The sequence below is a fragment of the Pseudolabrys sp. Root1462 genome, from assembly GCF_001426945.1.
In the GTDB taxonomy this organism is placed as follows: domain Bacteria; phylum Pseudomonadota; class Alphaproteobacteria; order Rhizobiales; family Xanthobacteraceae; genus Pseudolabrys.
Window position 1 is genome coordinate 3,147,897 of the sequence record NZ_LMFS01000001.1, and the last position, 21,263, is coordinate 3,169,159.

At 63.8% G+C, this 21,263-nt stretch carries 19 protein-coding genes and 1 pseudogene; 10 read left to right on the forward strand and 10 right to left on the reverse strand.

Annotated elements, in window-relative coordinates; all coding sequences use genetic code 11:
* Positions 1-13: 13 nt before the first annotated feature.
* Positions 14-1,099 (reverse strand): LLM class flavin-dependent oxidoreductase, encoded by a 1,086-nt coding sequence (locus ASD45_RS15235; RefSeq protein ID WP_056912259.1) that lies wholly within the window; start codon positions 1,097-1,099, stop codon positions 14-16.
* A 132-nt stretch (positions 1,100-1,231) separates the two neighbouring features.
* Here ASD45_RS15235 and ASD45_RS15240 point away from each other — a divergent pair, with 132 nt between their 5' ends.
* Positions 1,232-2,215: an NAD(P)-dependent oxidoreductase gene (locus tag ASD45_RS15240; RefSeq protein ID WP_056912260.1), complete on the forward strand. Its 984-nt coding sequence runs from the start codon at positions 1,232-1,234 to the stop codon at positions 2,213-2,215.
* On the opposite strand, the gene ASD45_RS15245 is transcribed toward ASD45_RS15240, so the two are convergent.
* Positions 2,206-3,423: an FAD-dependent monooxygenase gene (locus tag ASD45_RS15245; protein ID WP_244485390.1), complete on the reverse strand. Its 1,218-nt coding sequence runs from the start codon at positions 3,421-3,423 to the stop codon at positions 2,206-2,208. The two genes, ASD45_RS15240 and ASD45_RS15245, sit on opposite strands and share 10 nt — an antisense overlap.
* Before the next feature lie 74 nt (positions 3,424-3,497).
* Between ASD45_RS15245 and ASD45_RS15250 the strand changes: the two genes are divergently transcribed.
* From ASD45_RS15250 to ASD45_RS15270, 5 genes are all read left to right on the forward strand, one after another.
* On the forward strand, positions 3,498-3,962 hold the full coding sequence (locus tag ASD45_RS15250; protein ID WP_244485391.1) for a hypothetical protein: 465 nt from the start codon (positions 3,498-3,500) through the stop codon (positions 3,960-3,962).
* A gap of 333 nt (positions 3,963-4,295) precedes the next feature.
* Entirely contained in the window at positions 4,296-5,165 is an 870-nt protein-coding gene (locus ASD45_RS15255) for a branched-chain amino acid ABC transporter permease (protein ID WP_056912261.1), read from the forward strand.
* Positions 5,166-6,170 carry a branched-chain amino acid ABC transporter permease gene (locus ASD45_RS15260; protein ID WP_056912262.1) on the forward strand — a complete coding sequence of 335 codons (1,005 nt, stop codon included), beginning with the start codon at positions 5,166-5,168 and terminating at the stop codon, positions 6,168-6,170. It abuts the gene before it with no gap.
* Positions 6,167-6,952 carry an ABC transporter ATP-binding protein gene (locus tag ASD45_RS15265; RefSeq protein WP_244485393.1) on the forward strand — a complete coding sequence of 262 codons (786 nt, stop codon included), beginning with the start codon at positions 6,167-6,169 and terminating at the stop codon, positions 6,950-6,952. Before ASD45_RS15260 ends, ASD45_RS15265 begins: the two co-directional genes overlap by 4 nt.
* Positions 6,942-7,706 carry an ABC transporter ATP-binding protein gene (locus ASD45_RS15270; protein WP_244485396.1) on the forward strand — a complete coding sequence of 255 codons (765 nt, stop codon included), beginning with the start codon at positions 6,942-6,944 and terminating at the stop codon, positions 7,704-7,706. Before ASD45_RS15265 ends, ASD45_RS15270 begins: the two co-directional genes overlap by 11 nt.
* A gap of 79 nt (positions 7,707-7,785) precedes the next feature.
* Here the strand turns inward: ASD45_RS15270 and ASD45_RS15275 are convergent, their stop codons facing one another.
* A complete protein-coding gene (locus tag ASD45_RS15275) occupies positions 7,786-9,072 on the reverse strand; it encodes an amino acid ABC transporter substrate-binding protein (protein ID WP_056912263.1) in 1,287 nt (428 codons plus the stop codon).
* Positions 9,073-9,292: 220 nt separating this feature from the next.
* Between ASD45_RS15275 and ASD45_RS15280 the strand changes: the two genes are divergently transcribed.
* Entirely contained in the window at positions 9,293-10,069 is a 777-nt protein-coding gene (locus ASD45_RS15280) for a cyclase family protein (protein WP_056912264.1), read from the forward strand.
* 339 nt (positions 10,070-10,408) lie between these two features.
* On the forward strand, positions 10,409-11,377 hold the full coding sequence (locus tag ASD45_RS15285; protein ID WP_348271230.1) for a M20 family metallo-hydrolase: 969 nt from the start codon (positions 10,409-10,411) through the stop codon (positions 11,375-11,377).
* A gap of 3 nt (positions 11,378-11,380) precedes the next feature.
* On the opposite strand, the gene ASD45_RS15290 is transcribed toward ASD45_RS15285, so the two are convergent.
* Both ASD45_RS15290 and ASD45_RS15295 read right to left on the reverse strand, forming a co-directional pair.
* Positions 11,381-11,980, reverse strand: a complete 600-nt coding sequence (locus tag ASD45_RS15290) for an HdeD family acid-resistance protein (RefSeq protein ID WP_056912265.1) — start codon at positions 11,978-11,980, stop codon at positions 11,381-11,383.
* Between the two features lie 77 nt (positions 11,981-12,057).
* Positions 12,058-12,558: a CreA family protein gene (locus ASD45_RS15295; RefSeq protein WP_056912266.1), complete on the reverse strand. Its 501-nt coding sequence runs from the start codon at positions 12,556-12,558 to the stop codon at positions 12,058-12,060.
* Between the two features lie 221 nt (positions 12,559-12,779).
* Here ASD45_RS15295 and ASD45_RS15300 point away from each other — a divergent pair, with 221 nt between their 5' ends.
* Positions 12,780-14,417: a PAS domain-containing methyl-accepting chemotaxis protein gene (locus ASD45_RS15300; protein WP_056912267.1), complete on the forward strand. Its 1,638-nt coding sequence runs from the start codon at positions 12,780-12,782 to the stop codon at positions 14,415-14,417.
* A 61-nt stretch (positions 14,418-14,478) separates the two neighbouring features.
* On the opposite strand, the gene ASD45_RS24215 is transcribed toward ASD45_RS15300, so the two are convergent.
* From ASD45_RS24215 to ASD45_RS15320, 5 genes and pseudogenes are all read right to left on the reverse strand, one after another.
* The gene (locus ASD45_RS24215; protein ID WP_056912811.1) at positions 14,479-15,774 is read right to left on the reverse strand and encodes a TRAP transporter large permease subunit; all 1,296 of its coding nucleotides are present in this window, start codon (positions 15,772-15,774) and stop codon (positions 14,479-14,481) included.
* A 222-nt stretch (positions 15,775-15,996) separates the two neighbouring features.
* Positions 15,997-16,368: pseudogene (locus ASD45_RS24220) on the reverse strand (TRAP transporter small permease subunit); the annotation flags it as partial.
* Between the two features lie 240 nt (positions 16,369-16,608).
* Entirely contained in the window at positions 16,609-17,613 is a 1,005-nt protein-coding gene (locus ASD45_RS15310; RefSeq protein ID WP_056912268.1) for a DctP family TRAP transporter solute-binding subunit, read from the reverse strand.
* A 157-nt stretch (positions 17,614-17,770) separates the two neighbouring features.
* On the reverse strand, positions 17,771-18,754 hold the full coding sequence (msrP, locus tag ASD45_RS15315) for a protein-methionine-sulfoxide reductase catalytic subunit MsrP (protein ID WP_056912269.1): 984 nt from the start codon (positions 18,752-18,754) through the stop codon (positions 17,771-17,773).
* A 106-nt stretch (positions 18,755-18,860) separates the two neighbouring features.
* Positions 18,861-19,766: a LysR family transcriptional regulator gene (locus tag ASD45_RS15320; protein WP_056912270.1), complete on the reverse strand. Its 906-nt coding sequence runs from the start codon at positions 19,764-19,766 to the stop codon at positions 18,861-18,863.
* Positions 19,767-19,951: 185 nt separating this feature from the next.
* Here ASD45_RS15320 and ASD45_RS15325 point away from each other — a divergent pair, with 185 nt between their 5' ends.
* Positions 19,952-21,253: an MFS transporter gene (locus ASD45_RS15325; RefSeq protein WP_056912812.1), complete on the forward strand. Its 1,302-nt coding sequence runs from the start codon at positions 19,952-19,954 to the stop codon at positions 21,251-21,253.
* Positions 21,254-21,263 lie beyond the last annotated feature (10 nt).

Sequence of the window (21,263 nt, forward strand, 5' to 3'; positions counted from 1 at the left end):
CGCGTGCCGCGATCTAGCCGATCGCGGCATTAACCTTCGGCAACACCTTCTCCGCCAGGAGGATCATCGAGCGGCGGCCGAGGTCGCGGTCCGCCCAGTCCTTGCCGGCATAGAGCAGCGTGCCGAAGTCGCCGACACTGTCGCGAAACTTCAGCAGTTCGTCGGCCACCTTGTCCGGCGTGCCATAGGTGATCAGCGTATTGCAGACGTTTTCGAACGTCACTTCGTCATCCGGCTGGTCGCGCCGGGTCTTGAACAGTTCGAGCCGCCCACCGCGCTTCACCTTCGCGAAGAGCTGTTTGTAGTAATAGATGTATGGCCCGTCCGGATCCATGGCGTAGTCCCGCGCCGTCTTCTCGTCGTCGGCAACGAAGATCGAGCGTGCGACGCGCCAGTTCGCCGCCTCGACCGGCCGGCCGACGCGCTCGCAGCCTTCGACATATTTCGGCCAGTGGCTCTTGACCCATTGCGGCATCAGAAAGTTGGCCGAGACCGGGTCCCAGCCGCGCGCCGCGGCTTCGGTGATGCCTTTGGAAAACGGCGCCGTCGCCATGACGACGATCGGCGGGTGCGGCCGCTGCAACGGCTTGGCGATGAAGCCCTGGCCGATCTCCGGCACGAACTGCCGCTCGACACTGATATTCCAGTACTTGCCGGTCAGATTATAAGGCGGCTCGCCGGCCCAGATGGCGAGCACCTGGTTGATCGCTTCGAGAAACATGGCGTTGCGGTCTGCATCGAGATTGCCGAACACCTCGGCGTCGGACAGAAGCCCGCCAGGGCTGATGCCGAACAGCAGCCGGCCATCGAGCATGTGATCGAGCATGGCGAGTTGCGCCGCCACCATGGCCGGATGCGCATTCGGCATGTTGATCGTGCCGGTGCCAAGCTTCATGCGCTTGACGCTGTCGGCCAGGCTGGCGAGGAAGACGACGCAGGAGGTGATATTCTCGGCGCGGTCGGTGACGTGCTCGCCACAATAGGCCTCGGCGAAGCCCAGTTCGTCGGCGAGGATGAAAGCCTCGCGATCCTCGCGCAGCGATTGCCGCCAGTCCTTGTCGAGCGGGTGGATCGGCATCGTGAAAAAGCCGAGCTGCATATTTCCCCCGGGTCCGTTCTTGTTGGGCGCCGGCGACGATAGGCGATCGGGCGGTTGCGCGGAAGTCGTTTGCCGCGATGGCGCGACGCCTGCCGAGATGACAAGATGAAGCGAAATCGGAGCGGAGCAGGCATGGCACGGAAGACAAAGGCGGCACCGGCAAAGCGGCGCGGCCGGCCGGCGAAAGCGGCAAAGGGTTCCAAGGGCACCGTCGGTGTCGTGGGTCTCGGCATCATGGGCGGCGCCTTCGCCCGCCTCCTCAAGAAGGCGGGATGGCGCGTCGTCGGCTACGACATCAGCGCCGCGCGGCGGCTCGCTGCCAAGGACCGCGGCATCACCATCCTCCGTAACGCCACGGAGGTGGCGAAGCAGGCCGCCGTCCTGCTCACCAGTCTGCCCTCGCCCAAGGCGCTCGAATCCGTGGTGCACGAACTCGTCACCGCGAAACTGCCGCCGATCACCCTCGTCGAATTGAGCACGTTCGCGATCGCCGACAAGCAAAAGGCCGAACGCCGGCTGCGCAAGGCCAAGCACACCATGCTGGACGTGCCGGTGAGCGGCACCGGTGCCCAGGCGGCTCGCGGCGACGCCGTGTTTTACGCCAGCGGCGACAGCAAGACGATCAAACGGCTCAAGCCCATGTTCGCCGACTGCGGCCGCGCCGTATTCGACGTCGGCGCCTTCGGCAACGGCAGCAAGATGAAGTACGTCGCCAACCTGATGGTCGCCATTCACAACGTCGCCAGCGCCGAGGCCATGGTGCTCGGCATGAAAGCCGGCCTGCCTCCGCAGGCGATTCTCGACCTGGTGTCGGCGGGCGCCGGACAATCGCGCATCTTCGACCTGCGCGGACCGATGATGGTGAAGAACGACTACGATGCGGTGACGGCGACGATCGATATGTTCGACAAGGATATCAAGCTGATCGGCGACTTCATCCGCGCCAACCGCGTGCCCACGCCATTATTCGATGCGTCCCTGCCGGTCTACGACAAGGCGATCAAATCCGGCCTCGGCGCCAAGGATGCCGCCGCGGTTTGCAGCGTGCTGGAGAAGATGGCGCGTCTCAAGCGCGACAAGACCGTCGCGGCCAAGGCGCGCGGCGCTCAGGCGTAGAGGAAATCGAGCGTCGCGGTTTCCTTGATCACCGCGGCGTCGGTGGCGTGGCGATCCGCCCGCTCCTTCTCGGCTTGCGTCTGCGTCGCCTGCAGATAGGCGCCGAGATGGCGCGCCCATTCGATGATGCGGCGGTTCTCGCCGAGCCGCGCGGCCTCGAATGTGTTGAGCGCCGTGCCCACATCGTCATGCGCTGACAGCGCCTTGGCCAAGGCCGCCGCGTCGTCCGCAGCTTTCGACACACCGGCACCGACATGCGGCCGCGCCACGAAAGCTGCATCGCCGATCACCGCCACCCGGCCGAACGCCATGCGCGGCGACGCCAGATCGTAGATCGGCTGCAGCAGCGGCTCGTCGATGCGACGAACCAGCGCACGGAACGGCGGCGCCAGCAGCCGCTCGGCCGCATCGCGCATCTCGGCAATCGCCTCGGCGCGGATCAGGCCCGGCGGAATGGAAATATCGTGCACGCGCCCCTGCGCGTCGGTCAGCAGCCATTTGAGTTTGTCGCCTGCATCGGCCGGACGGTACCAGATGACATTGGTGCGGCGGTGCCCTTCGCGCAGGTCGTTATCCGGCCCGGCTACCGGATAGCTGAGAAACTGCTCGGCCGGCGGCAGGCCGAACGACATGATGTCGAAGATCGCCGCATGCGTGTCTCGCGGAATGCGCTCTTCGGCGATCAAGGCGCGCCAGGCGACATAGCCGGCATAGAGCGGCGTGACCTCCGGCGCGAGGTGCTGACGCACCGTGGAGCGGATACCGTCGGCGCCGACCAGCAGGTCGGCGGTCACGATCTCACCGTCGATGAAATGCGCGGTGACGCTGCCGGCCTCCTGCGAGAAGCCTTTGAGCACCTTGCCGCGATGATATTGCGCATCGGGAAACGCCGCCCGCAGCAGCCGGAAGACACGCTCCCACGCCGTCGCCACCTGGGCACAGGCGAGTTCATCGGTGATCTCGCCGCCGGCATTCAGGATCTGCCGCCGCGCGATACGCACGCCGAGATCGTCGGTCCGCAAACCCAGGCCATTGAGGCGGGCGATCAACTCCGGCTGCGCGACAATACCGGCGCCGCGGCCCGACAATTCCTCGCCGACGCGCTCATAGACATCGACGCGCCAGCCGCTGCGCTGCAGCAACAGCGCGCTCAGCAGCCCGCTCATCGAGCCGCCGATGATGACGGCGCGCCGTTCCTTGCCCACCACGGCCTCCTCCCAGCGTCTTCTTGTTCCAAGACGTTTGCCCTATACTACGCACAAACCGATAGCGGAGGAATGTCATGGCCCTCAGCAGCGCAGCGCTGACGATGCTCGACAAGGCACCCGAGACCAAGACCACCTTGCAATGGACTCCGGACATCGCCGCCGAGTTCGAAGAAGAAGCCGCAACGCCCAATCCCTGCGTCGGTTCGACGCTGCTGTCGGAAAATGCGCGCACGCGCGTCTGGATCATCCGGCTCGCGCCGGGCGAGCGCTTCGGTTTTCACCGCCACGTGCTCGATTATTTCTGGACCTCTATCAGCGGGGGGCGCGGTCGTCAGCACGTGAGCGACGGCACGACGGTGGAGTACACCTATGAGCCGGGCGAGACGCGGCACGAGAGCTACGCCAAGGGCGCCTACAAGGTGCACGACCTGCAGAATATCGGCGACGAGGATATGATCTTCATGACCGTCGAATTCAAAGACTCGGCCAATGCGCCGCTGCCGTTGCCGGAGGGCCTTCGCCCACAGGCCGCGGCCTGACGCAGCGACCGCTACGGTGGGCGGGGCGGCGCGACATTGCATCGCGACGCGGGGAAAGCATTGCCCTGCCCGATCAATAGGCTAGCCAAGCCGCCGGGGTTCCTGCACACTGCCTCTCAAGGACGGACGTCAGGCCTCAGGACCTCGCGCACCGCCCGAAAAAAAGACCGCGAGGTAACGACCTTCGCGACGCAAGAAACCTGGGGAGGTTAAATGCCGGCTCATCGCAGCCCTTCGTTGCAGGAACGGAGCCCGCGCGCCGAAAACGGCGCGGCGCATGGCCGCATCTAGCGCCGCCGCGATGAACGACCGCTCCCGTCCGTTGGCGTTTCCATGCAATTCGATCTCCTGATCAATGCCATCATCGCCGGCTTGATGCTCGGCGCTTTCTATGCCGCGGTGACGGCCGGCATTTCGATCTCGTTCGGCATGCTCGATATCGTCAATATCGCGCATCCGGGCTTCATCGTCCTCGGCTCCTACATCGCCTATATCGTCAACGCGCAGTTCGGCATCGACCCGATCGTGATCGCCATCCTGGCTTTGCCGGTGTTCTACGCCTTCGGCGCGCTCATATACGGCATCTACTTCCAGTCGTTCGAAAAACGCGGCCAGGACTCGATGCGCGGCCTCGCCTTCTTCTTCGGGCTCCTGTTCGTCACCGAAGTGGGCCTGATCGTCGCCTTCGGCGTCGACTACCGCTCGGTCACCACGTCCTATGTCGGCGGCAGCGTCAATATCGGGCCGATGGAATTCCCGCTGCGCATGCTGGTGCCGGCCATCGTGTCGCTGGCGATGTTCGCGGCGCTGCAATTGTTCATGACGCGGACCTTCATCGGCCGCGCCGTCATGGCCGTGTCGCAGGATCCGCAGGCGCTCGAACTGATGGCGGTCGATCCGACACGCATCAAGCGCATCGCTTTCTCCCTGTCGATGGCGACCTGCGCCATGGCCGGCGCTTTCCTGATCGTCATCCAGCCGGTGTTGCCGTCGTCGGGCCGCGAATATATCGGCCGCGTCTTCGCCGTCTGCGTCCTCGGCGGACTGGGCAGCCTTCCGGGCACGCTCATCGCGGCTCTGCTCATCGGCGTCATCGAAAGCATCGTTACGACCTTCTACGGTCCGTCCTGGGCGCCGGCGGTGTCCTTCGGGCTGCTGTTGCTCACCCTGGCCGTACGGCCCTCCGGATTGCTGGGTCGCTGAATGCGCACGCCCCTGTTCACCCTCGTCATGCTGGCGGTCGCGGCGGCGCTTTACCTGTCATTCCGCTTCGTCGGCAACGACTACCTGTTCTTCCTCGGCTACGTCGTGCTGCAATATGTCGTCATCGCCACCGCCTGGAACATCCTCGGCGGCTATTGCGGCTATGTGAATTTCGGCAGCGCCGGCTTCTTCGCCATCGGCGTCTATTCGACCATCTTCTTTTACAATATCGGCCAGGCGCCGGAGGAGGTGTTTCCGGAATTCCTGCTGACGCCGATGAAGTGGATCTTCCCCCTGCCGTTGCCGGTGCTGATCGTGCTCGGCGGGGTTTTCGCCGGCCTGATTGGGCTCGGTATGGGCTATCTCACTTTGCGGCTGCGCGGCGTGTTCTTCGCCATCGCCACGCTGGCGCTCGCCGTCGTGCTGGAGACCTTCATCGTCAACTGGTCCTTCGTCGGCGGCTCGCGCGGCGCCTATGTCATTCCGCCGGAGAACATTCCGGTGTTCGGTCCCTTCATCCAGTACTTGTTCGTGCTGATGCTGCTCCTGGCCGTCGCCTCGGTGGTCGCCGCCCGCCTGATCGAGCGCTCGCGCCTCGGCATCGGTTTCGCCACCATTCGCGACGATGAGCTGGCGGCGGAGACCTCCGGCGTGCCGACCTTGCGGCTCAAGCTGATTGCCACCGTGCTGTCCGGCGCCCTGTTCGGCATGGCCGGCGCGCCGTTCCCGTTCTACATCGGCTATGTCGAGCCGAATTCGGCCTTCAACCTGTCTTATGCGGTGAATGCGATCGCGATGCCGATGATCGGCGGCACGACCTCTTGGGTCGGACCGATGATCGGCGCGCTGATCCTGTCGACGCTGCAACAGGTCGTCACCGTCACCATCTCGTCGGCAGTCAATCTGCTGATCACCGGCCTGCTGCTGATCGGTTTCGTCATTCTGGCGCCGAACGGCCTGATCGGCTTGTGGCACGACTGGACCGGGCGAAGGAGCAAGTCATGAGCCAGATCATGGGCCAGCCGGTGACCGAAGTCGTTGACGACGATATCGCCGCGCCGCTGCTCGGCATCGATCAGCTCGGCAAGCGCTTCGGCGGCTTCGTCGCTCTCGACACCGTCGATCTTTCGGTGCCGACGGGCCAGCGCCTCGGCCTCATCGGACCCAACGGCTCGGGCAAGAGCACGCTGGTCAATTGCATCAGCGGCACGCTGCAGAATGAAACCGGCAGCGTCCGCTTCAACGGCCAGCGTGTCGATGGCATGCCGCCGCATCAGCGCGCACGGCTCGGCCTCGCCCGCAGCTTCCAGTTGCCGCGGCCGTTCCGCAGCATGACGGTTGCCGAAAACATCCGCGTGCCCCTGCTCTACACCGTCGGCGCCCGCCACGGCGTCCATCTGACGCAAAGCGAACTGGAAGACCGCTGCCTCGAAGTCTTGAGCCTGGTCGCCCTGCAGGACAAGGCGCGCAAAAGCCCGCTCGACCTCACCCAGGTCGAGATGCGAAAGCTCGAACTCGCCCGCGCCATGGCCGCCGAGCCCAAGCTGCTGATCGCCGATGAATCGATGGCCGGCCTGTCGCACTCCGAAGTGGAGGACATCGTGGCGCTGCTGATCCGGCTCAATCAACGGGGCATCACCATCATCATGATCGAGCACATCATGCGCGCCGTGATGGCCTTCTCGCAGCGCCTGGTCGTGCTGGTCTCCGGCCGCAAGGTCGCCGACGGCGCGCCCGAGGACGTGATCAAGGACAAGGATGTCGTGGGAGCCTACCTTGGCACCTGATCTGGCACCGGCTCTGGCCCACGACGCCAACAGCATCGCGATCGAAGGCATCGATGCCGGCTACGGCCTCGTGCGGGTGCTGGAGGATGTCTCGCTTAAGGTGCGCTCCGGCGAAACCGTGGCGCTGCTCGGCACCAACGGCAACGGCAAGAGCACCCTGATGAAATGCATCATGGGCTGGGTGCGGCCGACTAAGGGCCGCATCGTCGCAGAAATCGATGGCGAGCGGCATGACCTCACCCAACTGACGACGACGCAGATCGTCGATCTCGGCATTGCGCTGGTGCCGGAGGGCCGCCGCCTGTTCCCGCGCCAGACCGTCGAGGAAAACCTGTTGCTCGGTGCCAGCCGCCCCAAGGCGCGCGCGCACATCAAGACCAATCTCGATTTCTGTTTCGAGACCTTCCCGCGGCTGGCCGAGCGCCGCCACCAACTGGCGGGCTCGATGTCCGGCGGCGAGCAGCAGATGCTGGCGCTGGCGCGCGCCCTGATGATCAATCCGCGCATTCTTCTGGTCGACGAGCCGTCGGTCGGGCTGTCGCCGCTGCTGGTCGGCCGCACCATCGACGCCATCAAGACGCTGAAGGAGCACTTCAAGCTGACGGTGCTGATGGCCGAACAGAATTTCACGCAGGCCTTGCGCATTGCCGACCGCGGCTATGTCATCGTCCACGGCCGCATCGAGTTCGAGGGCAATTCGGCGGACGAACTCAACAACAACGACCTGATCCGGCAGTTTTATCTCGGGGTGTGAGAACGCTCCGAGGCGATGAATGAAAAAACGCCGCGGATTTCTCCGCGGCGTTTTCATCGGCAACCGGACGAACCGGCGATTACTTCGTCATCGCCTTGTCGTACGGGTAGATCAGCTTGCCGGTGGCCAGATTCGGCGGATCGATCACGGTCTGGTAGCTCATGCCGCGCCAGGTATCGAGGTTCGCCGCGTCGGTGATGCCGTGATACTGTACGGTCATCATGCGATCCTCGGCCCATTCGCCCTTGTTGCCGAACTTAATCGGACCCATCACGGTCTTGATCGTCGACTTCTTCAGGAAGTCGGCGATCTTGTTATCGTCGAGGCTCTTGGAACCCTTGACGCCGGCTTCGAGCACCTGCATCTGGGCAAAGCCCCAGCCGCCGAGATAGTAGCCGAGAGGATCGACGCCAGCGGCGCCGGCCTTGGCCTGATAGTCCTTGAAGAAGGCTTCGGTGCCGTCATACATCTGCTTCTTATCCGGCACCCACGTCTCGTAGTTGACGATGCCGTTGAGCTTGCCTTTCAGCTTGTCCTTGAACACCGTCGCCTGCAGGCCGACCATCGCGCCGCCCATCATCTTCGGCGTCAAACCGACCTCGTGCGCGGCCAGCACCATGCCGATCGAGTCGAGCGGATAGGAGCAGATCATCACCAGGTCCGGACTCTCCGCCTTCACGGCGCGGACGATCGGCGCGAAGTCGGTGGTCTTCGGCGGCGGCGGATAAGCCTTGTCGTAAACGATCTTGAGGCCGAGCTTCTTGGCCGTGTTGCGCGCGCCGTCGCAGGCGTTCTGCGAGAATTCCGCGTCGGCATAGGTCAGCGCGATCGTTTGCGGCTTCGGCGACTGCTTCATCGCCGCGTTGAAGTAGCCCTGGGTGAAGGAGCCCTTGGTGTCCTGCCCCGTCGGGATGATCGCGAAATATTTTCCGTACTTGAACTTGTCGTTGATATCGAGACCGAACAGGCTGACGAAGGTCTTGCCTTTGCGGATCACGACCGGCATGGCCGGCGCGATCTGGTTCGAGGCGTAGCCCGACACCACGAGATCGACCTTATCGACGTCGAGCAGCTTGGTGTAGATGCCCGGCACTTCGGAGGCCTGGCTCTTGTCGTCGTAGTATTTCAGCTCGACTTTCTTGCCGAGCAGGCCGCCGGCTTTGTTGACCTGATCGGCCCAGATTTCCATGCCCAGCAACGCCTGTTTGCCGTTCGGCGCCAGGAAGCCGGTGAGCGATTGTGAGAACCCGATCTTGATGGTGTCTTGCGCGTTCGCTGGCGACGCGCTGAGCGTAGCCGCCGCGGCGAGCGTGAGGCTCACACCCGCGATCAAGGCAAGCTTCCGCGATTTGAGGCTTTGCAGCATCCATATCCCTCCCGATTGATATTGGTTTTATTAGGTCGCCCGATAATGCCAGCGACCGGCGTTACGGTCCACTGTGGTTTGCAAGACCATGTATGCGCGCCTGGTGGGCAGATGCCCGCATTCCGATGTTGCACCGCACGCTGCGTGCGGCGAGAGTTGCGCCCGGCGGCCCCGTCTTCAATGATGGCCGCCCTCGCAAGAAGGATGGAGTGCGCTCGGTATGCCGCGTCAGGTCATCGATATTTCAGTGCCGCTGGAAAACGACGTGGCCGCCGATCCGCCGGGCTACGGGCCGAAGATCGAATACCTCGATCATCAGGCGACCGCCGCCGACATTCTCAAGTTCTTCCCCGGCCTCAAGAAGGAAGACCTGCCAGACGGCGAAGGCTGGGGCTTCGAGTGGGTTCGGTTGTCCACCCACTGCACGACACATCTCGACGCGCCCTATCATTTTGCTTCGACCATGAGCCACGGCCAGCGGGCCCTGACCATCGACGAGGTGCCGCTCGACTGGTGCTTCCAGCAAGGCGTCAAGCTCGACTTCCGCCATTTTGCCGATGGCTACGTGGCGACGGCCGCCGACGTTGAAGCCGAACTCGAACGCATCGGCCACAAATTGTCCCCGCTCGACATCGTCGTGGTGAACACCTCCGCCGGCGCGGCCTACGGTCAGCCGGACTACGTCATGAAGGGCTGCGGCATGGGCCGCGAGGCCACGATGTATCTGCTGGAGCGCGGCGTTCGCGTCACCGGAACGGACGGCTGGAGCTGGGACGCGCCTTTCTTCTTCACGATGAAAAAATATGCCGAGACCCGCGACGCCTCCCTGATCTGGGAAGGCCATCGAGCCGGCCGCGAGATCGGCTATTGCCACATCGAGAAGCTGCACAATCTCGAAGGCCTGCCGGCGACCGGCTTCATGGTGAGCTGTTTCCCGGTCAAGGTGCGCGGTGGTTCGGCCGGCTGGACCCGGGCTGTGGCGATCATTGACGGCTAAGCAGCGCGACAAAGATTGTTCGCACCTTTACGATAGCCCCCGCCATGCCAAGCCCTTCGTTGCCCAACCTCCGCATCGATCCTGAGCGCCTCTGGGGCGACCTGATGGAGACCGCCAAAATCGGCGGCACTCCGAAAGGCGGCATTTGCCGGCTCACCCTCACTGAGCTCGATCGCCAGGTCCGCGACTGGTTCAAGGCGGCTGCCGAAAGTCTCGGCTGTACCGTCACCATCGACGACATGGGCACGATGTTTGCCCGTCGCCCCGGCCAGCGTAACGACGTCGCAGCGATCGCAATGGGCAGTCATCTCGACACGCAACCGACCGGGGGGAAGTTCGATGGTGCTCTCGGCGTGCTGGCCGCGCTCGAGGCGCTCCGCGCGCTGCACCGGGCCCGGTTACGAGACCTTTGCGCCGATCGAGGTGGTGAACTGGACCAACGAGGAAGGCTCGCGTTTCACCCCGGCCATGATCGCCTCCGGCGTGTTCGGCGGCGCCTTCACCCGCGACTGGGCGGCAGCGCGGGCCGACCGCGCCGGGGTTACCTTCGGCGATGCGCTGGACCAGATCGGCTACCGCGGCACCGAGCGCTGCGGCGAGCATCCGCTGTCGGCATTCTTCGAAGTCCATATCGAGCAGGGCCCGTATCTCGAAGCCGAGAACAAGGACATCGGTGTCGTCACCGGCGTGCAGGCGATCCGTTGGTACGAAGCCACCTTCGTCGGCCAGGACAGCCACGCCGGCACCACGCCGATGCATCGCCGACGCGATGCACTGCGCGGCGCCGCCCGCCTCGTCGAGGACATCAACCGCATCGCGCTCGCTCACCCGGGCTCGGTCGGCACAGTCGGCCTGCTCGAAGTGAAACCCGGTTCGCCGAACGTCATACCCGGCGAAGTCTTTCTGACCATCGATGTGCGCGATCCGAGTTCGGACACGCTGGACCGTATCGAAGCCGACGTCATGCGTGCGGCGGAGGCGATCGGCGCCGCGCTCGGTCTCGAGGTCGCCGTGAAGACTATCATCAACCAGCCGGCCGTGCATTTCGATGCGCAATGCATCGCCTCTGTGCGCGCCGCCGCGGCGGCGGCCGGCTTGTCGACCAAGGATCTGATGTCCGGCGCCGGGCATGACGCCGCCTATGTCGCGCGCGTCGCGCCGACCACGATGATCTTCGTGCCGTGCAAGGACGGCATCAGCCACAACGAAGCCGAATATTCGAGCAAGGAACAATGCGCCGCCGGCGCGCAGGTTTTGCTGCAAGCCGTGCTCGACTACGACCGCAAGCTGGCGGAGAAGTTGGGCTAACCCCTATACCGCTTCCTTGCGGGCATGCAGCGCCATGGCGATCAGCGCGATGCCGCCGAACAGCATATTGATGCCGACCAGCAGGCCAAGCGCCCACACCGCGGTGCTCGGCAGACCCATGAGCAACATTCCCGACAGCACGAGATCCACGATGCCGCTCGCCAGCATCCAGCCCCACTGGCCGGACAACTCGCGGCGATGATCGAGCGCAAAGAAGATCGAGGCGATGCCCTCGATCAGGAAGAACGCGATCAAAATGAGGGTCAGCGACAGCGCACCGGCAATGGGCTGCGCCAGGAGCCAACCGCCGGCCAGGATGGCCAAGGCTGCCGAGACCAGCGCCCACCAGAAGCCCGGCGCGTTACGCATCCAGAAGGTCGTGACCAGGCCGATCACGCCGCTCACCAGGAACAGCCAACCGAACAAGATGGTCACCGCCAAAGTCGCCAGCGGCGGGATCAGGATGGCGATGGCGCCGAGGATGAGGAGCGCGATGCCCTCGCCCAGGTAAAGCTTCCAATGCTCATGGAGGGCTTTGACCACCGCACGCTGCATGGCGGCGACATCGGTGTTCGCGGACGGCGGCGGCAGATCGGTCGGCATGACAGGCTCCGTTGACCAGTTGGGGGCGCTTCCCCGCCAGTAAAATAGCCCAATACCGGCGCCGAATACACCCGTGGTTATTTCTCGACCCAATCCCCGCACTTGGCCACGTCACCCTGTCCGCCCCAGGGCATGATAGGCACGCTGGAGGTCGAATTCTTGGGCGAGCCTTCGATGATCCGGTCGCTATAGACCATATACACCAGTACGTTGCGCTTGATGTCGCAGCCGCGGACGATCTGCATCTTCTTGAAGAACAGCGAGCGGCGCTGGCGGAAGACATCCTCGCCCTGCTCGAACTTGGCCTTGAATTTGATCGGGCCGATCTGCCGGCAGGCGAGCGAAATGTCCGAGACTTCCTCGGCGACGCCGATCCAGCCTTTGAACCCGCCGCGTTCCGGCACGGTGAAATGGCAGGCTACGCCCTCGACCTCGGGATCATCGAGCCCATAGGTCGCAAGTTTGTCGTTCGGCGTGAGCCATTTGAATACCGTGGACTTCTTGAAGATCAGGTCCGGCTGGTCGGCGGCCACGGCCGCACCTTGCCCGAACACAAAAACTACCGCGAGAGCAGCCATGAAAAAACGAACCACGGAATCCTCCACCGCCAGATACCCTGAAGCTAGATAGGAACTGCGAGCGCCGCCGGGAAGGAGCCGGTAACGGGGTCTCTGGCCTATTTTTATATACTGGTTTGCCATCGGCCCACGTCATTCGAATTAACGCGCTCATAAATTGCAGGCCGTATTTATTGCCGACCAGCAGCACCGATTCGTATTTCCAGCGGCCAGAGTTTGTCATGCGCCTGAACACACCGATCCTCGACGTCGAATACCTCGTCGCTGAAGGAAAAACGATCGTCTCGACGACGGATCTGCAGGGGAACATTACCTACGCCAATACTTACTTCGTTGAGGCGAGCGGCTATCCCGAAGAAGAACTGATCGGCGCGCCGCAGAACATCCTGCGCCATCCCGACATGCCGGCGAGCGCCTTCAAGGATCTGTGGCTCACGATCCGGGCCGGACTGCCCTGGCGCGGCTTGGTCAAGAACCGGCGCAAGAACGGCGAATATTACTGGGTCATGGCGAACGTCACGCCGGTGATCGAGAACGGCAAGGCGATCGGCTACATGTCGGTTCGCACCAAACCGACACGCCAGCAGGTCGATCTCGCCACCAAGCTCTATGCGCAGGAGCGCGCGAGGCCCGGCAGCGTCAAGCTGTGCCAGGGGCAGCCCACGACCTCGACATGGTACGACGGTTCATTCGTGCAGCGGTTTTCCATGGCCACGCGCACGCGCGTGATTATGGTCATGCTGCTGGCGTCGGTCGCCGCCGCCGGTGCGGCCTCCATTGTCGCGGAAGGACCGTGGTGGAGCGGCGCCCTCGCCGGCTTCGGCCTCTTCCTTGCCGCGTCGGTGTGGATCTATCTCGAGCACAATATCCTGAAGCCCATTAAGGAAGCGCTGCACGTCGCCCAGTGCATCGCGGGCGGCGACCTCACCAGCCGGCTGGAGACCCGGCGCACCGATGAAATCGGTCAGTTGATGCGCGCCATGGCGCAACTCAACACCAATCTGCATTCGATCGTCGGCGACGTCCGCAACAACTTCAACGACATTCTCAACGCCACGGCGCAACTCGCCGGCGGCACGCGCGACCTGTCGGCGCGCACCGACTCGCAGGCGGCGGCCCTCGAGGAGACGGCCGCCAGCATGGAGGAACTGACGTCGGCGGTGAAGCAAAACGCCGACAATTCGCAGAACGGCGACCGGTTCGCGACACAGGCCTTGCAAACCGCGGAGAAAGGTAACGCCATTGTCGGCAACGTCGTTTCGACGATTGCCGAGATCAGCGATTCCTCGAACAGGATCTCCGACATCGTCGGCATCATCAACGGCATCGCCTACCAGACCAATCTCCTCGCTCTCAACGCCGCGGTCGAAGCGGCGCGCGCCGGCGAAGCCGGGCGCGGTTTCGCCGTGGTGGCGACCGAAGTACGCAGCCTGGCGCAGCGCTCGGCGACCGCCGCCAACGATATTCGTCAGCTCATCGAGGCGTCGGTGTCGAAAGTCAGCGCCGGCACGGTATTGGCGAACGAAGCCGGCAAGGCGATGAAGGAAGTTCTCGGCGCGGTCAGCCAGATGACCGGCCTGATGACCGACATTGCCAACGCTTCGAAAGAACAGAGCACCGGCATCAGCCAGGTCAACGACGCCGTGATGCAGATGGACGAGGTGACGCAACAGAACGCCGCGCAGGTCGAAGAATCGACGGCCGCGACCGTGGACCTCGAGCACCGCAGCAACAAGCTGATGCAAGCGCTCGAGGTGTTCAAGCTTGGCCGCTCCGGTCTCGTGACCGACGGCACCGCCGCGCAGGCCGCGCGGCAACACCCTGCAAGCGCATCCCGCGCCGTTCGCAAGGCGGCCTGAGCGGCCGGAGATTTTCCGCGGATTCAGCCCGCGCCCGTTTCGAACGGGCGCGGGCTTTTGATCAATGCATGCCGAGCGCGTGCGGCAGCCACAGCGACATGGCCGGCCAATAGGTCACGATGCCGAGGAACACCATCATGGTGGCGAGCCACGGCCAGACCGCGATCGTCAGTTCAGTGATGCCCATTTTGGCGATGCCCGAGGCGACATAAAGATTGAGGCCCACAGGCGGGTGGCAGAGGCCGACCTCCATATTCACCGTCATCAGGATGCCGAAGTGGATCGGATCGATGCCGAGCTTGATCGCCACGGGAAACAGGATCGGCGCCATGATCAGGGTGATCGATGACGGCTCCATCACGTTACCGGCGAGCAGCAAGAGGACGTTGACCACGAGCAGGAACGCGACCCAGCCGAGCCCCTGCGACGTCATCCAGTTCGCCAGCGCCTGCGGAATGTTCTCGTAGGTCATCAGGAACGAGAACAGGATCGCGTTCGTGATGATGTAGAGCAACATCGCGCTCAGGTTCGCCGAATCGAGCAGCACGCGCGGCACGTCGGAAAGCCTGAGATCCTTGTACACGAACACGGCGATGACGAAGGCGTAGACCGCGCTCATCGCCGCCGCTTCGGTCGGCGTGAAGATGCCGCTATAGATGCCGCCGATCACGATCACGATCAGCAGCAGGCCCCAGGCGGACTCCCGGAACGCGTGCAAACGCTCGCCGAAACTCGCCCTCGGCATGCGCGGGTAGCCGTTCTTCCAGGCCCGATACCAGGTGGTGCCGGCCAGCATGCAAGCGAGCACGAAACCGGGCACGATGCCGGCGATGAACAGCTTGCCGACCGACGTATTGGTTGCGACCGCGTAGAGCACCATCACGATTGACGGCGGGATCAGAATGCCCAGCGCGCCGGAGGTCGCGACGACACCGGCGCCGAAACGCTTCGGGAAACCCTGCGCCACCATGGCCGGAAGGATGACCGAGCCGATGGCCACCACCGTCGCCGGCGACGACCCGGACACCGCGGCGAACAGCGCGCAGGCCACCACGGCGCTGAGGCCGAGGCCGCCGTACCAGTGGCCGACCATCGAGGTGGCGAAATTGATCATGCGCCGCGCCACACCGCCATGGGTGAGGAAGTTGCCGGCCAGGATGAAGAACGGGATCGCCATGATCTCGAAGCTTTCCAGGCCGGTGAACAGCTTGAGCGCCACCGATTGGATCGGCACGTCCGTCATCGCGAACAAGAAAGTCAGCACGGTGAGGCCGAGTGCGATCGATACCGGCATGCCGGTCAGCATCATCGCAATCAGAAGGATGAACACCGTCGCGGCGCGGAGGCCCGGCGGCATGTGGAACACGCCGGCTTTCTGCGCGAAACAGGCCGCGACAATCAGAATCGGCGCCATGATCAGGATGAGACCGAGCGGACCACCCGCCCCAGACCATCCCGGCTTATGCGCCTCATCGGCCGGATGCAGCGGATCGAACGCCGGGCCTTCGATACCCTCGACACGCGCCACGTCATGGTGCGGCAGTTCGCCGGTCCAGTAGAACCACCAAGCGACCTGCAGGAAGCGGAAGCACATCAGGCCGGACCCGAGCGGAATCGCCAGATAGACGATCCACATCGGCGCCTCGAGATCACTCGAATGCTGGCCGGTTTCGAACATCTGCATCACGAACACGGCGCCGAAGATGGCAACGATCGCGGTGAAGACAGCGCCGGCGAACAAGCCGAACAGGATCACGCGGTTGCGGTAGGTCGGGTTGAGCAAATTGACCAGAACATCGACGCCGACATGGGCGCCGGTGCGCACGCCATAAGCGGCGCCGAACTTGGCCATCCAGACAAACATGTAGATGCAGAGTTCCTGCGCCCAGGAGACGTCCTGCGCGGCGAGGAACATGAAGATGGAGCGGAACGGCGCCGCCAACCCCGGCATGCCGTGCGCCGTCAGCCATTTGGCGAAATCGATCGAGGCGCCCGAGCCGTAACGGTGGAGCACCGCGAAGAAGATGACGACGGTCGCCACCGCGATCAGCGTGGCGATAATCCACTCTTCGAGCCTATCGATGAATCGCGACAGCACGGTATTCCCCCCAGAGTTCTTTCACGTCCATTGAAGCAAATTCGGCCGGGAACATCGATTCCCGGCCGCTCTGCATTGTTCTTAAGCGGACGCTCAGTTCATCTTGACGCCGAGTTCCTTCGACAACACGTCGAGCACTTCCTGACCGACGCGGCCTTTGGCCCAGGTATAAGTCGGCGCCATGGCTTCGCGCCACGCCTTCTTCTGGTCGTCGCTGAGGTAGTGCAACTCGGCCTTGCCCTTGGCTTTGATCTGCTTGAGGGCGTCGACGTTCTCTTCATGCGCGATCGAGTTGGTGTATTCGGTCGCGTCGTCCATCGCCTTCTCGAGCTGGGTGCGGATGTCGGCCGGCAGGCCACCCCAGAACTTGGCGTTGACGATGACCGCGTATTGCAGATGTGCGTGGTTCGACACGGTGATGTGCTTCTGAACCTCGTCGAACTTCTGCGTCAGGTAGTTCGACGGCGTGTTTTCGCAGCCATCGACGACGCCGGTCTGCAGCGCCTGATAGACTTCCGAGAACGCCATGATCTGCGGGATCGAGCCCATGAGGCGGAAGTACTGGTCGGCGATCTTCGAACCGGAGATGCGGAACTTCTTGCCCTGGAAATCCGCCGGCTTCAGCAGCGGCTCGTTGGACGAGACCATGTGGAAGCCATTGTCCCAGTAAGCCAGGCCCTTGATGCCTTTCGACTCGAGCTTCGAGAACAGATACTTGCCGACCGGACCCTTCATGGTCTTGGCGTATTCGGCGTCGTCCTTGAACAGCCAGGGCAGATCGAGCGCCTCGAATTCCTTGGCGCCGAGCGGCGCGAATTTGGCGGTCGACGGCGCCAGCATCTGCACCGAGCCGAGCTGGAGCGCTTCGATTTCTTCCTTGTCCTTATAGAGCTGGGAGTTCGGATAGACTTCGACCTTGACCTTGCCGTTGGTGTACTTCTCGGCAAGTTCCTTGAATTTCAGCGCGCCTTTCCCTTTTGGCGTGTCATTGGCGACGACGTGGCTGAATTTGATGATGATCGGCGACTGGGCGGCAGCCACATTCGCGGTCAGGGCCAGTGCGGCAACCGCACCGATAAGCGCGACAAACTTTTTCATGAATAATCCCAAGCGTTTCCTGAGGGCTCTTTTGGTCCGCCAAGACGGCGGACACTTCGGCCCATGAGTTGACGGCCGGGACATATTGACACGCGTCACCCGGCCTTATTGATTTTGTATAACGGTTTCGCCCTCGCGAAAAGCCCAGATTTCGGGCTCAGGCCCAAAGGCGCTCGCCGTCCAGCCCTTTATAGAGGTCGGCGACAAACTCGCCGTAGCCGTTGAACAGCAAAGTCGGCCGCCGCTCGCCGGTGCCGATCACCTCCTCGGTCGCCTGGCTCCAGCGCGGATGCGGCACCTTGGGATTGACGTTGGCCCAGAAGCCGTATTCGGAGGCCTGCAATTTTTCCCACATGCCCTTCGGCCGCTCCTCGACGAAGGAGAAACGCACGATCGATTTGATCGACTTGAAGCCGTATTTCCACGGAACCGCCAGCCGCAGCGGCGCGCCGTGCTGCTTCGCCATCGGATGGCCGTAAGCGCCGGTGGCGATGAAAGCGAGATCGTTGGTCGCCTCCGCCATCGTTAGACCTTCGACGTAGGGCCAGGGATACCAGGGCTGGCGCTGGCCGGGTGCGACTTTCGGATTAAGGAAGGTTTCCATTTTAATGTACTTCGCCGACCCCTGCGGATTGGCGAGCGACACCAGCTTGGCGAGCGGGAAGCCGGTCCATGCTATCGCCATGCCCCAGGCTTCGACGCAACGGTGGCGATAGGCGCGCTCCTCGAGACCGATCTTCTTGATGAGATCGTCGGCGTCGAGCTCGATCGGCTTTTCGACCAGACCGTCGATCTTCACCGTCCACGGCCTGACCGGTAGCGCCTGGGCCTGTTCGGCGACGTCCTTCGACGAGTTGAACTCATAGAAATTATTGTAGTTCGCGTTGACCTTCTCCGCGGTGATCGGACGATCGAGCGCGTACTTGTCGTTGTGCTTGGCCGGATAGAGACCTGCATTGGGGTCGGGCAGATTGGCCGCATCGGTGGTGCGTTGCGCCTGCGCCAGACCGGCGCCGAGCACGGGAGCCAGCGCCAGCGCACCGGCGCCGCCGATCAGGAGCTTGCGGCGGCTGAAGACCAGATGCTCGGGCGTGATCTCGCTCTCGGGAATCTCCCAGCCGCGGCGGCGGATAATGTTCATCGCTTGGATCCCTGTGTCGGCCTGTGTCGCTTAGTATACGAGGTAAGGTCCGGAAGGGATCAAACGCAAATCACGGATGCGGGAGACAGGCCCCCGCCCGCGGAAACTAGCGCTTCGGCTCCGATCTGAAGGCCTCGAAAATCAAGCCACGCAGCCACCGATGCACCGGGTCGGCGTCCATGCGCGGATGCCAGGTCTGGGCGATGACAAAGGCGGGCGTCGCCACCGGCAATTCGAACATTCGCGTCAGGCCCGGGACATCCGCCGGGTGATACGACCGCGGCACCAGCCCGACGAGATCCGATGCTGCCGCGACCGCCGCCACCGCCGGATAATTCGGCACCACGAGAGAAATCTTGCGCGTCAAGCCGAGCGCGGCGAGCGCGTCGTCAACCGGACCGGTGAAGGCCCCGCGCCGCGACGCTACGACATGCGCGCAGGCGGCATAGCGCTCTGCTGTGATGGGTTCCTCGTCGAACAGCGGATGACCGAACCTGGCAACGCCGATGAAGGTGTCATCGAACAGCTTCTGCCCGCGCAACTCGGCGCCATCGCCCGGGACGACGCCGATGTCGAGGTCAATCGCCGCATCCCGCAGGGGCTGGATTTCCTTGTTCGGCCTCGACGCGAAACGCAGCCGCATGCCCGGCGCCGCATCCGTAACCAGGGCGCTGAGCCGCGCCGCGTAAAGAAGGACAAAGGCGTCATTGGCGCGAATCGTGAAGTCGCGCCGCACCTCGCGGATATCGACGGAAGGCGGCGGGCTCAGCACGGACCGAACGGCCTCGGTTAGCGCGCGAACCTCATCGGCGATCGCCTCGGCATGCGCCGTCGCCACCATGGTCCGACCCGCGGGAACCAGCACCGGATCGCCCAATGCAGTACGCAGCCGCGACAAGGTCCGGCTCATGGCGGAGGTACTCAGGCCGAGTTGGCGCGCCGCGGCCGACACGCTGCGCTCGCGCAGCAGGGCGTCGAGCGCCACCAGAAGATTGAGGTCGAGGTTGCCCACGGCGATTTTTAGCACGTGAGGCGTTTGTCGCAACGAATTGTTGAATCTGTTGCATATGGCGCAAGTTCGGTCTCGGGCTTATCCATTGTGACATTCGTTTTGAATTGAAAGCCGCCATGCCCGAGCCTCTGTCCACCCCTGCCCCCGACGGCCTGCCCGTTCCCCGCCGCTACCTCGCCATCAGCGTGCTCCTGCTCACCCTGGTGCTGGTGGTGCTTGACGGCGCCATTGCCAATGTGGCGCTGCCGTCGATCGCCGCCTCGTTCGGCGCCGATCCGAGCAGCACGGTCTGGGTGGTGTCGAGCTACCAGATCGCGGTGCTCATCGCCCTGCTGCCCTGCGGCGCGCTGGGCGAGATGTTCGGCCCGCGGCGCGTCTACCTGATCGGCATCTTCATCTTCACGGCAGCTTCTGTCGTATGTGCGTTCGCGCCCAACCTTCCGGCCCTCGTGATGGGACGCTTCGCTCAGGGCCTTGGCGGCGGCGCGCTGATGGCGCTCAGCAGCATGAACTTGCGTTTCGCCGTGCCGCACCGGCGGCTGGGCACCATCATCGGCATCAATGCCATGACCGTTGCCATCTCCGCCGCCGCCGGCCCGGCCGTCGCCGGCGCGATCCTGTCGGTGGCGACGTGGCACTGGCTGTTTGCCATCAATATCCCACTCGGCCTGTACGCGTTGATCTCCGGCGGCGCGCTCGCTCACACGCCCGGCGTCAAGCGCCCCCTGCATCCGGCCGTGCTCATCGCCAACACTGCCATGTTCATCCTGTTCTTTTCCGGCGCGGATCGCGTCGCTACGGACCCGGCGACCGGCGCGCTCATGATCGCCGGATCGGTCGTCGGTCTCGTCACCTCGCTCCGGCTCGAGCGCAACAATCCAACGCCGCTCATCCCGACCGACTTGCTGGCGGCGCCCGCTTTCCGAGTCGCCCTCACCGCATCGACGACGTGCTTCGTGGCGCAGATGCTCAGTTACATCGCGCTGCCGTTTTATCTGCACTACGAGCTCAGCATGCCGCCGGCGCAGATCGGCCTCTACATGATGCCATGGCCGGTCGCGACCACCATCGTCGCGCCGATCGCCGGCCGACTCGCCGAACGCGTCCGGACGGCATGGCTTTGCGCCTTCGGCGGCATGCTGCTCTCGATCGGCGTTCTCATTGCCGGCTTGTCACCGCCCGATCCCAAAGGCACCGCCTTCCTGATCGGCGCGGTCATCGCCGGAAGCGGCTTTGGTCTTTTCCAGACACCGAACAACCGCACGCTCCTGCTATCCGCGCCGAAAGCGCGCGCCGGCGCGGCCGGCGCCACACAAGGCACGGCGCGCCTGCTCGGACAGTCCCTGGGCGCCATCGTCATGGCGATCATCTTCCAGACAGTACCGGTCGAGCGCGCGCCGACCATCGCGCTCGTTATCGCCGGCGCTCTGGCAGCGACATCCGCCATGATCAGCTTCGCGCGCGTCCGCCTCGAGAAAGTGGAGTGAGCGAACGGCG